Consider the following 15748-nt stretch of genomic DNA (forward strand, 5'->3'; position numbering starts at 1 on the left):
GCCGGAACCTAAATATTCGAGAGCGCCAGCGCCCCATTCCTCCCCTTGTGAGCCTGAGCAGGGAAAACGTAAAAAACCGGAACTCACGCTTGACAGGCCAAACGCCGAGACTGTTTACTCACGGTAGTCACTGTTGAATGCGATGAATCGTAAAGGAACCCAGATGTCCACTGAAATCAACTTCCGCTACCTTAGCGAACCCGACATGATCGAAGCGGGCGTGGGTGACGTTGTTCGCTGCACCGATGTCATGGAAGAGGCCCTCATTCTCCTACGCCAGGGCGATTACCGGATGGCAGGGGACAACGGCAACTCCCATGGTGCAATGATTACGTTCCCCGAGAGCCCCGGACACGACGGCATGCCGAAGGACGGGCCGGATCGCCGTTTTATGGCAATGCCCGCTTATCTGGGCGGTCGGTTCGGGACCTCGGGAGTCAAGTGGTACGGCTCCAACACGGAAAATCGTCAGAAAGGGCTGCCTCGATCGGTCCACATCTTTGTGCTGAACGACCGAGATACCGGCGCACCGCTGGCGATCATGAGCGCGAACCTGCTCAGCGCATACCGTACCGGGGCTGTACCTGGCGTCGGGGTCAAGCATCTCGCGAAGGCAGACGCGAAGGTCGCGGCCGTGGTCGGCCCCGGTGTCATCGCTCGATCGGTCCTCGAAACGACTCTGGCACTGCGCCCCTCGATCGACACGGTGTGGGTGAAGGGCCGGAGTGCCGGTAGCACCCAGGCGTTCGTGGACTGGGCCAAGGGCAAGTTCCCGCAGCTCAGCAGCGTTGCCTCCGCCGAGACGATCGAGGAGGCAATCGCCGATGCTGACATCGTCATGGCAACTACCTCCACAGATGCGGCCGGAAGCGATGCGTTCCCATATTTTCCGAAATCGGCTATCAAACCCGGAGCTTTGCTGCTGCTTCCGGCCGCCGCGCGTTTCGATGACGACTTCCTTGAAGGTGACGCGCGCCTCGTGATTGATGCCGAGGGCCTTTATCAGGCGTGGCTCGAGGAGTATGGCCCCACCGCCTACCAGATCCTGGGCATTCCAGGGTCCCACTGGTTCGGGCTGCTTGAGAAGGGAAAAATCCCGTCATCGAAGATCGAGGAAATCGCCGACGTGGCCACCGGAAAGCTCCCTGGTCGCCGAAGCGACGAAGAAATCATCCTCTATTCCGTGGGAGGCATGCCCGTAGAGGATGTTGCGTGGGCGACAGATCTTTACCGCGTCGCCGAGGAAAGGAACATCGGCACCGTTCTGAATCTCTGGGACACGCCGGCCCTCGCCTGATCCCCAGTCGCGGGCGCCACCGCTAACGGTGGCGAAGCATGGGATCGAAGAACCGGGGATGACCCCGAGCTTCCCAATGCTTGAGGAGCGAAGCCAGATCTCCCGGGAGGTTAACTGCCGTTTCGGCGACCGCAGTACACGACATCCACTTTTTACACATCAGGCAAATGCCTGTAACACCGCTTTGACTACTATGAATCAACAACGTTTCATGGCAATCAACAGCAATTGAACAGGACAGTTTCGATGACAAGCCTCGTAACCCCTGAAGTACAGGCGACGGATCCAGTCACAGCGGACGTCGGCCGGATCACCTTGGCGGATATTGCCAAGGCCCACAACGTCCGCTTCCTGCTGGCAACCTTCGTGGACATGACCGGCAAGCCTTGCGCCAAGCTGGTCCCGGTGGAAGCGGCGGACGAGCTGGAAGGCGGTGCTATGGGTTTCGCAGGCTATGCCGCGGGCCTCATTGGGCAGAAGCCGCAGGACTCGGACCTTATCGCTGTTCCCGATCTGGCGTCTTTCACGCCGGTTCCGTTCATCAAGGAGGGTCTGGCCATCATCCACTGTGACCCGCACGTGGACGGCAAGCCCTGGCCCTATGCCCCTCGGGTGATCCTGAAGAACACCCTTGCCCAGCTCGCGGAAAAGGGGATGCAGGCCAAGGTGGGGGCGGAAGTGGAGTACTTCCTGGTGAAAAAGAACGACGACGGGACGTTGAGCACCGCCGATGACCGGGACGATTCACCCCGCCCCTGCTATGACGCCCGCGGCGTCACACGCATGTACGACCACCTCACCTCCATCTCCGACGCAATGAACGGCCTCGGCTGGGGGAACTACGCAAACGACCACGAGGACGCCGCCGGCCAGTTCGAGCAGAACTTCAACTACGCGGATGCCCTCACCACAGCCGACCGCGTGGTGTCGCTTCGCTACATCCTAAACATCCTGGCCGAGCAGCGCGGCATGACTGCCACTTTTATGCCCAAGCCCTTCACCGACCGCACCGGCACGGGCCTGCATTTCCACCTGTCCCTGTGGTCCGGCACCGAGGCGCTGTTCCCCGCCGATGACAGTGAAGGGAACGACGACGGCCGGGGCCTAGCGATCTCTGGCCTCGCCTACTCCTTCATTGCCGGGATCCTGGACCACGCCCCGGCGCTACAGGCATTCCTTGCCCCCACCGTCAACTCCTACAAGCGGACGGGCGCCACTACCAGCTCCTCGGGCGCCACCTGGTCACCCCGCAAAGCGTCCTTCGGCGGCAACGACCGGACGCACATGATCCGGGTCCCGGACAACAAGCGAATCGAGCTGCGCTCGGGAGATGGCTCCGCCAACCCTTACCTGGCCATCGCCACTGTCATTGCCGCCGGGCTGGACGGCGTGGAAAAGGCCGCGGACCCGGGTGCCCCGTCAGGTCCCGGCGAGTCCAAAGCACACGCGCACCTGCTGCCGGCCACCCTGCTCCATGCCGTGGAAGCGCTGCGGAAGGACCCCGTCATCCTGGCCAGCCTCAGCGGCGACGCCGAGATCGGCACGTACTACGCGGATGCCAAGGAAGAGGAATTCCTGAGCTGGCACAACCAAGTCAGCGACTGGGAAATCCGCACGTATTTGACGTCCACCTAACCCAGCCTCCTTTTGAACACTCCAAGCAAGTAAAGGACTTCCACCATGTGCGGAATCGCCGCGCTGCAGCTGCGCAACCCATTGCTGCACCCCCGGATGGGCAGCCTGCTGTCCTCCATGCTGTGCCAGATCGTGGACCGCGGTCCGGACTCCGCAGGCCTGGCCGTCTACAACACCCCCGGCCTGGTCTCGGAGGGAACCTCAACGCTCAGCCTCCTGGGCAAGGACCAAGGAATGACGACGGCGGCCATCACCGCAGGCGTCGCGGCCTTGCTGCCTTCGGATGCCGCCGCCGTGGTCCGGGTGGTGGGCGACACCACCCTGGTGAGCGCCGCCGTCGACACCGACCTGCTGGTGAAGGCCGTCAGCGAAACCCTCCCGGCCGCTACGATCATCGGCCGCGGCGAGCACGTGGCAGTGATGAAGAGCGTGGGCCACCCGATGGAGATCGCCGCCGAACACGGCCTGGAAGCGATGGCCGGCAGCCAGGGCCTCTCCCATACCCGGATGGCCACCGAATCCGCGGTCACCGCTGGCGGCTCACATCCGTTCTCCGTTGCCGACGATCTCTGCCTGGTACACAACGGTTCCTTCTCCAACCACGCCACCGTGCGGCGGGGCCTCTTGCGTGAGGGTGTGGTGTTCGACTCCGACAACGACACCGAAGTGGGCGCCCGCTACGTTGCCTCCCGGCTGAAGCAGGGCGAAACGCTGGAAGAAGCGCTGGTGAACGTGGGCAAGGTCCTTGACGGTTTCTACACTCTGGTGGTCACCACGGCGGACAGCATGGCAGTGGTCCGCGACCCCATCGCCTGCAAACCGGCCATCATCGCCGAAACGGACGACTACGTGGCCATGGCCTCCGAATACCGCGCCCTGGCCGGCCTGCCCGGCATCGACAACGCCCGCATCTTTGAACCGGAACCCGGAAAGGTCTACACATGGTCACTCTGACAGCCCCCGAAAACATCGCAACGGACGTCCCGGCAGCAAATGGGCCCGCCACCACCACGGTGGACCTGGGAGTCACCACTGTCCGGGAACTCAACCGGGCCATCCACAACGCCGTTGACGGGCAGTCCTGGACCGCCACCAACCCGGGCGGAAAGCACAGCCTGGCCGTCGGCATCAACGCTGACATCGAGGTGACCATCGAAGGCCATGCCGGCTACTACGCAGCCGGGATGCACCAAAAGGGTGACGTGACCGTCAACGGCAATGCCGGCGTCGGACTCGCGGAAAACATAATGTCCGGCAGCGTCCACGTGAAGGGGGACGCGTCCCAGTCCGCCGCCGCCACCGGCCGTGGCGGCCTGGTGGTCATCGATGGCAACGCCGGGGCACGCTGCGGGATCTCCATGAAGGGCGTGGACATTGTGGTGGGCGGCAACATCGGCCACATGTCAGCGTTTATGGCCCAGGCCGGCCGGCTCGTAATCTGCGGTGACGCCGGCGACGCACTCGGTGACTCCATCTATGAAGCGCGCATTTACGTCAAGGGCACGGTGGCATCGCTCGGCGCGGACTGCATCGAGAAGCCCCTGAAAGCCGAGCACCTGGCGGAACTCGCGGAGCTGCTCACCGCCGCTGGCCGCGCGGACAACCCGGCGGATTTCAAACGCTACGGATCGGCACGGAGCCTCTACCACTTCAGCGTCCACAACTCGACGTCGTACTAAGGACACGCCAATGACTATCACCTCACCGCCCCAGGACACCGTTCACTCCGCCCAAGAGCGTCCTCGGAACATCGCTGAACTCGGCCTGCGCGAATCCGCCACCTTCGACCGCGCCACCATCGCCGATATCCAGCGCGCCGCCGCCACCGGCGTCTACGACATCCGCGGCTGGGGCGCCAAACGCAAGGTCCCGCACTTTGACGACCTGCTCTTCCTCGGCGCCTCGATGTCACGCTACCCGCTGGAGGGCTACCGCGAAAAGTGCGATACCGACGTCGTCCTCGGCGACCGGCACGCCAGCAGCCCGCTGCACCTGCAGACCCCGGTGACCATCGCCGGAATGAGCTTCGGCGCACTGTCCGCCAACGCCAAGGAAGCGCTGGGCCGCGGCGCTTCCGAGGTGGGAACCTCCACAACAACGGGCGACGGCGGCATGACCCCTGAGGAGCGCGGCCAGTCCAAGCACCTCGTGTACCAGTACCTTCCGTCCCGCTACGGCATGAACCCGGATGACCTCCGCAAGGCCGACGCCATTGAGATCGTGCTCGGCCAGGGCGCCAAGCCCGGCGGCGGCGGCATGCTCCTCGGCCAGAAAATCACCGAACGCGTCGCCGGCATGCGCACGCTTCCCGTGGGGATCGACCAGCGGTCGGCCAGCCGCCACCCGGACTGGACCGGCCCGGACGACCTGGAAATCAAGATCGGCGAACTGCGCGAAATCACCGACTGGAAGACCCCCATCTACGTCAAGATCGGCGCCTCCCGCCCGTACTACGACACCGCCCTGGCCGTAAAGGCCGGAGCCGACGTCGTCGTCGTCGACGGAATGCAGGGCGGCACCGCCGCGACCCAGCAGGTCTTCATCGAAAACGTGGGCATCCCCACGCTCGCCGCCATCCCGCAGGCCGTCCAGGCCCTGCAGGAACTGGGCCTGCACCGCAAGGTCCAGCTCATCGTCTCCGGCGGCATCCGCACCGGCGCCGACGTCGCCAAGGCCATGGCACTGGGCGCGGACGCCGTGGCCATCGGCACCGCGGCGCTGATCGCCCTCGGTGACAACGATCCCCGCTACGCAGCCGAATATTCGGCCTTGGGCTCGGCCGCCGGCTTCTACGACGACTTCCAGGACGGCCGCGACCCCGCCGGCATCACCACTCAGGACCCGGAGCTCGCCTCCCGGCTGGACCCCATCGCCGGCGGACGGCGCCTGGCCAACTATCTACGCGTCCTGACGATGGAGGCCCAGACCATCGCCCGGGCATGCGGAAAGTCGCACCTGCACAACCTGGAACCTGAGGACTTGGTGGCGCTGACCATCGAGGCTTCGGCGATGGCCCGCGTGCCGCTGGCCGGCACCTCCTGGATCCCCGGCGCAGGCCAAGGTGCACTGTGACTGACTCCTCCGACTATGTCGTGGTGGGCGCCGGCCTCGCCGGCGCCGCCACCGCCTGGCAGCTCGCCTCCCGCGGCCACCAGGTCACCCTCCTGGAACGCAACGTCCCGGCAAGCCACGACGCAAGCTCGCACGGCTCCGCCCGGATCTTCCGCTACGCCTACCCGGAGCACTTCTACACCCGAGCGGTCCTGGAGTCCAAGGCGCTCTGGGACGGACTGGCCGCCGCCACCGGAACCTCGCTGATCACTCCCTTCGGCGCGGTGGACTACGGTTCAGAGCGGAACCCGCGGCTCCTGGCCTCGGTGCTGGCAGACCAGGGCATCGAGCACGAACTTCTGTCCGCTTCCGAAGCACGGACGCGCTGGCCACAGATCGCCTTCGACACCGAGGTTCTGTGGCACCCCGGCGCGGGCGTCATTGACGCCGAAACTGCAGTCAACGTGATGGTCGGCCTTGCCGTCGGACACGGCGCCCGGCTGCTGACGGACTGGAGCCTGCGCAGCATAGAGCGCAGCGGCAGCGGCTACCGCCTGACCTCCACCACCGGTGAAACGTGCGATGCCGGCAACGTGGTCATCAGCACGGGCGGCTGGCTGCCGCAGCTGCTCAGGTCGCTCCCCCTTCCCGCCGGGTTCCTGGCCGGGCTTCCGGACATCACCGTCCGGCAGGAACAGGCCTTCCACTTCAAGTACAGAAATCCTCCTGAATCTGCGAGCCAGTGGCCCACCTTCATCCACAAAACCACCGACATTCAGACATATGGGCTTCCGGGCGGACGGGACGCAGGGTTTGCCGGGCAGAAAGTGGCCGAATACAACGGCGGTCCGTTCATCCCCTCCGCAGCCGAACAGACGGGGGTTGTTGATCCGGCCAACCGGGCAAGGGTGGCGGACTACGTCCGACGCTATCTCCCCGGTCTTGACCCGCAGCCCTACGCTGAAACGACCTGCCTGTTCACCAACACCCCCAATGAAGACTTTCTCATCGGCCGCGAGGACAACCTGACAATCCTGTCTCCGTGTTCCGGACACGGAGCGAAATTCGCGCCGCTCATCGGGCAATGGGCTGCCGACCTTGCCACCGGGGCCCGCGGCGTTCCCGCGCGATTCCGTCCCACTGTCGGCGTCGGCAGCTCCTGACGGTTTATCCTGCAGAACCCTGCACGCCGCCGGTCCCTACAACAGAAACGGATCCATCCTGTGACCACCTCCGCCATCAAGCAGACCGCTGACTCCGTAAGCGGTCTGCTCCAGGACATCTCCACTATCGGCAAGGACAAGTCACGGGGTGGCTATTCGCGGCCGGTGTTTTCCACCGCTGAAACGGACCTGCGGAATTGGTTCATTGAGCAGGCGGAACGGCGTGGACTCGAAGTCAGCACTGACCACAACGGCATCATCTGGGCCTGGTGGGACACGTCCAGCGGCACTCGGAGGGACGCCGTGGTGACCGGGAGCCACCTAGACTCTGTTCCCGGAGGCGGTGAGTACGACGGTCCGCTCGGTGTCGCGTCGGCGCTGGTCGCCGTCGACATCCTCAAAGCCCGCGGACTCCGGCCCCAGCGGCCGCTGGCCATCGCCGTGTTTCCCGAAGAGGAGGGCTCCCGCTTCGGCGTCGCGTGCCTGGGCTCCCGTCTGTTGACGGGTGAACTGGACCCGGACAAGGCACGTCGGCTCAAAGACCCTGACGGAAACACGTTCGCCGACGTCGCCGCCGCGAACGGCCAGGATCCCCGGCTGATCGGAGTCGATTACACGACGCTCCAGCAGATGGGGGTCTTCGTGGAACTGCACGTGGAACAGGGCAGGGGACTGGTGGACCTGAACCAGCCGGTGGCCATTGGCTCATCCATATTGGGCCACGGCCGGTGGAAACTCAGCATCACCGGGCAGGGCAACCACGCCGGCACCACACTGATGACCGACCGCAAGGACCCCATGATCGCTGCTGCCAAGATCGTGGTCAGCATCCGCGACACCGCCAGGAAGTACCGGGACGCCCGGGCCACCGTCGGCAGGGTTCAGCCCATTCCAGGCGGGACCAACGTGATCGCCTCCCGGGTGGACCTGTGGATCGATGTCCGGCACCCGGACGACGCCGTAACCGCAGCCCTGGTTGAAGCCATCGGGCTGAATGCGCAGGTATTTGCCGCCGAGGAAGGCTGCACCGCCAGCCTCAATACGGAATCTCTCAGCCCCACTGTGCATTTCGACGGCGGCCTGCGGGACCGGCTCAAGGAACTGCTTCCCGCGGCGCCCGTCCTGGACACCGGCGCCGGACATGACGCCGGGGTGTTGAGTTCGCACCTTCCAACAGCGATGCTGTTCGTCCGCAATCCCACCGGTATCTCCCATTCACCGGACGAGCTGGTGGAGGACTGGGACGCAGAGGCCGGCGCCGTCGCATTGGCTGATTCCCTCACGGGGTTCCTGGGGCAAGCACGACCTATCAGCTAGGGCTGCCGGAGCATCACTCACAGCAACATAAGATGGCATATATGACCCAACATGCCCGGGAAGAGGTTGCCGGAAAACTCGAACAAGTGATTGCTGCCCAGCTGCGGCACTACCGCACCGCGCAGGGCCTGTCCTCCGCTGAACTTGCAGCCCGCACCGGACTTTCCAAGGCGATGATCTCGAAGATCGAAACGGCCAGCACGTCTTGTTCGCTAACCACCTTGCAGCGGCTCGCAGATGGACTCAGGATCCCGGTCACCGCGTTGTTCCGTGGTGCGGACACGGACAGGGATGCGACATTCACCAAGAGCGGCCAGGGCAGCCTGACAGTACGCAGCGGTACCCAGCACGGGCATGAGTATCGTGTGCTCGGTGCCCTCAAAGGGCGCACCGATGCGCTCGAGCCCACCCTCGTGACGCTGACTGATGCCTCCGACGTGTTTCCGCTGTTCCAGCATCCCGGAACCGAATTTATCTACGTGCTCTCCGGCAGGATGGTCTATGGCCACGGGCAATACGAATATTCAATGGAGCCGGGGGATTCGCTACTTTTGGATGGCGAAGGACCCCACGGCCCGCTGGCGCTATTGGAGCTTCCCATTCGGTTTCTGGCCGTGGCGGCGAAATAGGCCGCATGGTCCAGCAGCGGGGTGAGGCCCCCTGATGCTGGGGAAGTTGGCGCCCAGCAGCATGCACAAATCCACGTCCGCGGGCCCGGCCACCAACTTTTCGGCGAGCATCAGGCCCACCTCCTCGGCCAAGGCGTCAAGTATCCCTGCCCTGATGGCCTCCGCGTCCAGGGCCGGCGCTGAACGGACGGGTTTGGCGCGATGATCTCCGGGATGCCCATTTCGGCTGATGCCGCAGTAGGGCGCGCCTAAATCGGCGCAATGCGAGACAGTGGGAAGGGTGACCGCCATCGACGAAGCGGTTCCAGGAACTTCGCAAACGCCACCGCAGCTTTATGTTTCCCGTGGCCGTTGCATTCCTGCTCTGGTATTTCGCCTACGTCCTGCTGGCTGATTATGCCGCCGAATTCATGTCCATCAAGGTCTGGGGAAACATCAACATCGGACTCCTCATGGGCCTTCTTCAGTTTGTTTCCACCTTCGCCATTACGGGCTGGTACGTCAGCTACTCCAACCGGAAACTGGAGCCCATCGCCGCCGAAATCCGCCACGAAATCGAAGGCCATGAGTTCGACAAATCTGGCAACCGAGTGGACGGAGCGGCGAGTTGAGAGGGATCCCGTTCCTGTGAGAAGCCGGCGCCGTACGGCTAGAGAAGCGGAATCTCCGCTTTTCCCGGCTGTCCTTTCTCCTTGGAGCCCCTCCATAAGTGATGGGGGCGGTGGCTGCTTTCGGCATGCGTCACCAAGACGGGGCAGCCCGCGTGGGCAACACACGCAGAGCTCACGGAGCCGAGATGCAGGCCAAGGAAACCCCCATGTCCCCGGCGTCCAACCACCAGCAATGAAGCTTCGGCGGCCGCTTCGACGAGCTTCCCCGCGGCCGGTCCGCGGACCAGTTGCGTAGTCAGTCTGTCCGGAGTCTCCTCACCGAACGCCCTTTGCAAGGCGTCCGCAAGAGATTTCGCCGCAGCCGCTTCAAACCGGGCGAAATCGGGTGGAACATATCCGGCGTAAATCTCTGGAAAATCCCAACAGGCAATAGCGACAATGGTGGCGTTCAGGGCCGGCGCCAACTGCGCCCCGAGACGGAGCGCCTGAATGGACGATTCGGAACCGTCCACACCGACAAGTACCTTTGCTTCCGCATCCATGACCGTTCTCCCTCGAAGGTGAATCCCCTGGTTGTCCCTGGTTTGCAGCCCGCATCAGCGGTAGCTGTGTGCCGATCATATGCGCACCCGCAGGCGAACGGAACTGTCGACGGATGTTTCCCAAGGGACCGGATGCGTCAGGCCTGACATCTTCCCCTTGGGGAGCAGGAAAGTACGGCACCTAGTGATGGCGATTGCTGTTCACCACCGTGCCCGTGGTCTGATCAACTGCGTAGGCGACGGCAGCACCACCGGCGTAGGCGAACAAATCCGCGGTGCCGAACGTGGTTCCGAGTACCAGCCGAAGGGGTGGCCAGGATGCTCCGAGTTCGGCAGGAAGACCAGTGAGCTGGAACAGTTCGATCATTACGCAGACTGTAACGGCTGCGGCTGCAATCAGTGTCTTGGACTTCGACGGAATCAGGATGGCCAAGAGAATATAGATCAGCACCGCGTACAGGCCATCACCGGCAGGGCCTGTCCACGCCGCATCGCTGAGCGTGCGAATGCTCAACCCGAGCACAATGCTTAAGAGACCGGCGATGCACAGCAAGGCCCGTCTGATTCCTGAACGCCCCGGTTCAATTGAACAGCTCACTGCTCCAAGCCTCCACAGTCAATGCTCATTTCCCTCCCGGATGCGGACCAACGAGAATCTTCGCATTCAGCCTAGCTCAGCGCTCTGACGGCGGCGGGGCCCGCCCCCGCATTGCTACAGTGAGCCCATGAGCATGGCTAGCGGTGAGCAAACCCCCCCGGACGCCAAGGTCGGGGCTCTCCCGGACGGCTCAGCCGGCGTCGGTCCGACTGGTGTTGCGCCCGCAGGTAGGACGGTCCGGAATCCTGCTTCCCGGCCCTCTGTCGCGCCGCCTGTCCCGCAGCCTCAGCGGCTGCCCGCCTGGCTTGTCAGGAATCCGCTGCATGCAGGCTGGGCGTGGACGGGTTTCTGGGCGTTGCTGATCATCGCTGACGAATTTGTGGACCTGGCCGGCTGGACGTGGTACCTGCTTGTGGGGATGGCTGCCCTGCCCACACTGGCCTGCACCGTGGCCGTGCTCCATGCGACCCCGCGCCGGTACCTCAAGCCCCAGAAAGAATCGGTGCTCGCGCACTTCTTTGTCCGGTTCCTCGCGCTGACGGCTGCGTTTATGGTGTGGGGCCTCTCCGTGGTGGCCAGCGCCTCGATTTCCACAACGGTGCAGGCACTGGCCGGGAACTCGGAGCGTGCCGTGACGTCGTTGGGGTTCAACCTGCTCCTGGCGGCGGTCCCCCTGGTTGTGTCGGTGTTGTGGATGGCGCTTATCGTGCGCTGTGCGTGGTTCCTGCGCCGTCTTCGCGGCTGGCGCCAGAACCCGCAAGATTCGCGGCTGCCCAAGAAATTCCTGCGGCATTCGCCCCAACTCCGGCGAGTTGTGGTGGGTCTCGCCCACCCCGGCCTGCTCCTGGTGGCTGGGCTTGGCACGTCGGTTCTGGCACTCTTCCTCGGCGCCGTGGAACTCACGCTCAACGTGATTGCCTGAGGACCGGATGGCCGCGTGGCGGTAACTTGGCCGATGCGCGTGACTGCCGAACCGCTCATGAGGTGAGTGAAGGAGGTGTCGCCCCCATGGAGTTATTCTTTGTTGGGTCCCTTGTGCGTCATCCTTGTCGCCTTAGATAACCGGCTTCCGCCGCGTGGTGCCGGGCGTTCTGGGCTAGCCCCGGCCCCAAGCGGCGGAGTGACTACGTGATGTGGATAGTCTCTCCTGGAACGTCGGCGGTTCGCCGGTCAAAGACGAGCGCTCCAACTTCCTGTTCGGCCTGATTTCGGATAGAAAGGTCGATGCCTGAGCGGTCCCGCACTAGGGAGACGGCCAGCAGGGAGATAAGAGTCATCCCGACCAGATATAGGGAAACGGCCTCTGTTCCGCCTGTGGCCTGCACCAGTGCCGTGGCGATTGTCGGGGCAAAGGCGCCGCCGAGGATCGCACCTAGAGCGTAGGAGATGGAGACGCCGGAGAAACGCACCGAGGCTGGGAACATTTCCGAGTACAGGGCAGCCTGCGGGCCGTACGCCAGTCCCAGACCGAAGCTAAATATAGTCAGTGCCAGGTAGAGCATCGCCAGGGAACCCGTGTTGATCAGCCAAAAGAGCGGGAAGCAAGCCAACAGCTGGGCGCCGAATCCTATGAAATATGTGCGCTTGCGGCCAATCCTGTCCGAGAGGTATCCGGCGAGGTAGGTGAAGGCGAGCCAGACTGCCGAACCGTAAGCGATTGCGACGAGCACGTCAGTGCGTCCGTGACCGACAGCGGGGCTGGATGCGTAGCTGGGGATGAAGCCCCCGGTTGCCATATACCCTGCAGCGTTGTTGCCTGCGAAGATCAGGGCAGCGATGATCACGAGCAGTCCGTGGCGCCGGAATAGCTCCACGATCGGTATCCTGGGCTGCTTCTTGGCCGCTGCGATTTCCTGAAAAACGGGGGATTCGTCGACCGCGCGGCGTACGAAGTAGCCAACGACGATGAGCACGATGCTCAGCAGGAAGGGCACGCGCCATCCCCACTCGTGGAAGGCGGCTCCGGGGGAAATCACACCGGTCATGAGCGCCGTGACGCCGGAGGCCAGGAGCAGCCCCAGAGGAACGCCCAGCTGGGGGAATGCCCCGGCCCGTCCGCGGCGGTCGCTGGGGGCGTGCTCAACTGCCATCAGGACGGCGCCTCCCCATTCACCGCCCGCGGAGATGCCCTGCAGGATCCTCAGCAGCAGGAGCATGACCGGGGCGATAACGCCCGCGGTCGCGTAGGTCGGCAGGAAGCCGATCAAGGTCGTTGCCGCGCCCATGAGGATCAGGGTCAGCACGAGCATGGCGCGGCGGCCGATTCTATCGCCGTAGTGGCCGGCCAGGAAGGCGCCCAGAGGCCGGAAGAGGAAGCTGATTCCGACGGAGGCGAACGACAACAGCAGACCGATGGTGGCGCCGGCTGGCTCGAAGAACAACTGTGCGAACACCAGGCCGGCGGCCGTGGCGTAAATGAAGAAGTCGTACCATTCAACGGTGGTGCCGATGACGGTGGCGAAGGCGACGCGACGTTGGTTCGCCTTCGAACTGTGCGTGGACATACTCATGTTTCTCCAGTTGGTGTGAGCGGTGTGGCCCCGGGGGAAACCCGGGGGATCGAACCGTGGTGCAGATTTGCGGGTGGAGACGGAAAAGCCTTGTCAGACGGAGACCGGAACTACCGGAATGCCGACGGTGGTGCCGATCGTGGTTCCGGCAACCACACTGCCGTCCGCGTGGCTCATGCCCTTGCGCCGTAGCTGCAGGAGGGGTGCAAAGAACGCGGCAAGCTCGGCCGTCGCCGTGAGCGGCAGGACGTTTGCCACGTACTGGTCCGGGCGCACGATCACGACGACGCCGCCGCGGTCGAGACCGCGCAGGTCGAAGATGTCCGCAGTCGGGTCTGTAGCGTAGACCTTCTCGTAGTCCGTGAGCTGGAACGGGCCGACCTGGGGTTTGAACACTGCCGGAACGGCGGTGATGTCGACGCTTGTGTGGTCCTGCTGGTAGATCACCTTCACGTCGAACCAGGCGTCGGGGTCGGCCCCCGATGGAGTGGCGGCAAGTGGGGAATCCGGTGAGTTGGTGATCCAATCGGCGAACCGCTGGGTGGGCGACTCGGTGCCGTGCGGTACCGAGTCAGCGAAGATGTAGAAGCGCCACCGGCCGTCGGCCTTGGCGTGGTGGCCGAGGTGTACCGGGTTGGTGTCGGCGACCCGCACGACGGGTGCTGACTTGAAACGCTTGCCAATGGTGATGCCGGTTGCCAGGTCCTGGTGTTCAGGGGCGGCCACCAGCACTGAGGGGGCGTACTGGGTCATGAAGCCGGCGGGGAATTCGGCGGTGCGCACGTAGAAGTCCTCAAGCTCGGAGGGGTCTTCGAACTCCTCCGGCTTCTTGGCCATCAGCGTGGACCACTCTTTGTCGAAGTCGATGAGATTCTTCGCGACCACCTGCCGCTCCGCGGAGTAGGTGGACAGCAGGTTCTCCGGGCTGCGGCCCTCGAGGACGTGGCCGAGCTTCCATGCCAGGTTGAAGCCGTCCTGCATGGAGACGTTCATGCCCTGGCCGGCCTTGGCGCTGTGGGTGTGGCAGGCGTCGCCGGTGATGAACACACGGGGCGCTCGGGTGCCCCGCTGCTCCGGCAGGACGTCGTCGAACCGGTCCGTGAGCCGGTGGCCCACTTCGTACACGCTGTGCCACGCGATGTTGCGGACGTCGAGGGTATACGGGTGGAGGATCTCATTCGCCTTATCGATGATTTCCTCGATGGACGTGCTGCGCACGGCGCCCTTGTTGTCAGGATCCACCTCACCCAAGTCAACGTACATCCTGAAGAGGTGGCCGCCTTCGCGCGGGATCAGCAGAATGCTGCCGCCTGTACCGGACTGGATCGCGCACTTAGTGCGGACATCGGGAAAGTCCGTGACCGCTAGGACATCCATGACGCCCCAGGCGTGGTTGGCCTGATCGCCGGCGAGGGTGCAGCCGATTGACTCCCGCACCTTGCTGCGCGCGCCGTCCGCACCGATAACGTACTTCGCCCGGACCACGCGCTCCTGTCCCTCGTGAGGGCCGGAGGTGTGGAGCAGGGTCACGGTGACGGGGTACTGCCCCTCGTCCGCGATGCTCAGGGAACGGAACTCAAAGCCATAGTCGGGTGACATCCGGGTGGGCGAGTTGGCCATGAACTCGGCGAAGTAGTCCAGTACACGGGCCTGATTAACAACAAGGTGGGGGAACTCGCTGATTTCGGCGGGGTCATCCGGGGTGCGGGCACTGCGGATGATGCGCGAGGGGTCTGCCGGGTCCGGCTTCCAGAACGCCGTCTCGGTGATCCGGTACGCCTCGGCGATGATCCTCTCGGCAAAGCCGAAGGCCTGAAAGGTCTCGACTGTGCGGGTTTGGATTCCGTCGGCCTGGCCAATGGCGAGCCTCCCGGGCCGACGCTCCACGATGCGCGTGGCGACACCGGGAAACTGGGACAACTGCGCGGCCGCGAGCATGCCGGCAGGCCCGGTGCCGACAATCAGCACGTCGACCTCGTCCGGAAGCTCCGTCGGCCTGTTAATGCCGACTCCTGCTGCAGCCTGGACCCGGGGGTCCCCGGATACGTAACCGTGATGGTGAAACTGCACTGATTCCTCACTTCGTTGTAAGCGGTTAGCGTCGAAGCTCTTCAAAACTGGACGCTTGGTATCTGAAATTTTGACTATCGACACTTGCCAAGGCGGTGTGCGGGCTCTCCAGCGATCCGTCCCTGGTTGCTGCCATTTGTTGTGTGCCTTCACCGGGACGGGGCCCTGAACTGAAACATCTGGCGGTGTGCATAGAACGCGGCCGAGTCCTCGTAGCCGAGTTGAAGGTAGAACGCTCCTGCCCAGCATCTGGTTCGCGATGCATAGAAAGCGGTGAAAGTTCCATGGGCCCGGTAACCCCACGTCGCCAAGCATGGGGCCTCGC

13 protein-coding genes and 1 pseudogene are annotated in these 15748 nt (G+C 64.0%); 10 read left to right on the plus strand and 4 right to left on the minus strand.

The window, feature by feature from the left end:
• The first annotated feature begins 163 nt into the window (after positions 1 to 163).
• From ACZY0Q_RS01685 to ACZY0Q_RS01725, 9 genes and pseudogenes are all read left to right on the plus strand, one after another.
• Positions 164 to 1297, plus strand: coding sequence for a tyramine oxidase subunit B (locus ACZY0Q_RS01685; protein WP_463913941.1), 1134 nt, complete (start codon positions 164 to 166; stop codon positions 1295 to 1297).
• Positions 1298 to 1543: 246 nt separating this feature from the next.
• Positions 1544 to 2932, plus strand: a complete 1389-nt coding sequence (gene glnT, locus ACZY0Q_RS01690) for a type III glutamate--ammonia ligase (RefSeq protein ID WP_463913943.1) — start codon at positions 1544 to 1546, stop codon at positions 2930 to 2932.
• A gap of 45 nt (positions 2933 to 2977) precedes the next feature.
• Entirely contained in the window at positions 2978 to 3886 is a 909-nt protein-coding gene (locus ACZY0Q_RS01695) for a class II glutamine amidotransferase domain-containing protein (protein WP_463913945.1), read from the plus strand.
• Entirely contained in the window at positions 3874 to 4611 is a 738-nt protein-coding gene (locus ACZY0Q_RS01700) for a protein glxC (RefSeq protein WP_463913946.1), read from the plus strand. Before ACZY0Q_RS01695 ends, ACZY0Q_RS01700 begins: the two co-directional genes overlap by 13 nt.
• A gap of 10 nt (positions 4612 to 4621) precedes the next feature.
• The gene (locus ACZY0Q_RS01705; protein ID WP_463913947.1) at positions 4622 to 6004 is read left to right on the plus strand and encodes an FMN-binding glutamate synthase family protein; all 1383 of its coding nucleotides are present in this window, start codon (positions 4622 to 4624) and stop codon (positions 6002 to 6004) included.
• Entirely contained in the window at positions 6001 to 7146 is a 1146-nt protein-coding gene (locus ACZY0Q_RS01710; protein WP_463913949.1) for an FAD-dependent oxidoreductase, read from the plus strand. Before ACZY0Q_RS01705 ends, ACZY0Q_RS01710 begins: the two co-directional genes overlap by 4 nt.
• Positions 7147 to 7206: 60 nt before the next feature.
• Positions 7207 to 8463 carry an allantoate amidohydrolase gene (locus tag ACZY0Q_RS01715; RefSeq protein WP_463913951.1) on the plus strand — a complete coding sequence of 419 codons (1257 nt, stop codon included), beginning with the start codon at positions 7207 to 7209 and terminating at the stop codon, positions 8461 to 8463.
• A gap of 41 nt (positions 8464 to 8504) precedes the next feature.
• The gene (locus ACZY0Q_RS01720) at positions 8505 to 9092 is read left to right on the plus strand and encodes a helix-turn-helix domain-containing protein (RefSeq protein WP_463913953.1); all 588 of its coding nucleotides are present in this window, start codon (positions 8505 to 8507) and stop codon (positions 9090 to 9092) included.
• A gap of 290 nt (positions 9093 to 9382) precedes the next feature.
• Positions 9383 to 9703: pseudogene (locus tag ACZY0Q_RS01725) on the plus strand (DUF485 domain-containing protein); the annotation flags it as partial.
• 38 nt (positions 9704 to 9741) lie between these two features.
• Here ACZY0Q_RS01725 and ACZY0Q_RS01730 read toward each other — a convergent pair.
• Together ACZY0Q_RS01730 and ACZY0Q_RS01735 are read right to left on the minus strand one after the other, a co-directional pair.
• Positions 9742 to 10245 carry a universal stress protein gene (locus tag ACZY0Q_RS01730; protein WP_463913955.1) on the minus strand — a complete coding sequence of 168 codons (504 nt, stop codon included), beginning with the start codon at positions 10243 to 10245 and terminating at the stop codon, positions 9742 to 9744.
• Positions 10246 to 10426: 181 nt separating this feature from the next.
• Positions 10427 to 10759: a ribosomal maturation YjgA family protein gene (locus ACZY0Q_RS01735; RefSeq protein WP_463913958.1), complete on the minus strand. Its 333-nt coding sequence runs from the start codon at positions 10757 to 10759 to the stop codon at positions 10427 to 10429.
• A 211-nt stretch (positions 10760 to 10970) separates the two neighbouring features.
• Here ACZY0Q_RS01735 and ACZY0Q_RS01740 point away from each other — a divergent pair, with 211 nt between their 5' ends.
• On the plus strand, positions 10971 to 11765 hold the full coding sequence (locus ACZY0Q_RS01740) for a hypothetical protein (protein WP_463913959.1): 795 nt from the start codon (positions 10971 to 10973) through the stop codon (positions 11763 to 11765).
• Positions 11766 to 11967: 202 nt separating this feature from the next.
• Here the strand turns inward: ACZY0Q_RS01740 and ACZY0Q_RS01745 are convergent, their stop codons facing one another.
• Both ACZY0Q_RS01745 and ACZY0Q_RS01750 read right to left on the minus strand, forming a co-directional pair.
• Complete coding sequence (locus tag ACZY0Q_RS01745) at positions 11968 to 13347, minus strand: MFS transporter (RefSeq protein ID WP_463913961.1); 1380 nt, start codon at positions 13345 to 13347, stop codon at positions 11968 to 11970.
• Positions 13348 to 13446: 99 nt separating this feature from the next.
• On the minus strand, positions 13447 to 15423 hold the full coding sequence (locus tag ACZY0Q_RS01750; protein WP_463913963.1) for an FAD-binding monooxygenase: 1977 nt from the start codon (positions 15421 to 15423) through the stop codon (positions 13447 to 13449).
• Positions 15424 to 15748 lie beyond the last annotated feature (325 nt).

The organism is Pseudarthrobacter lactosi (genome assembly GCF_055412785.1).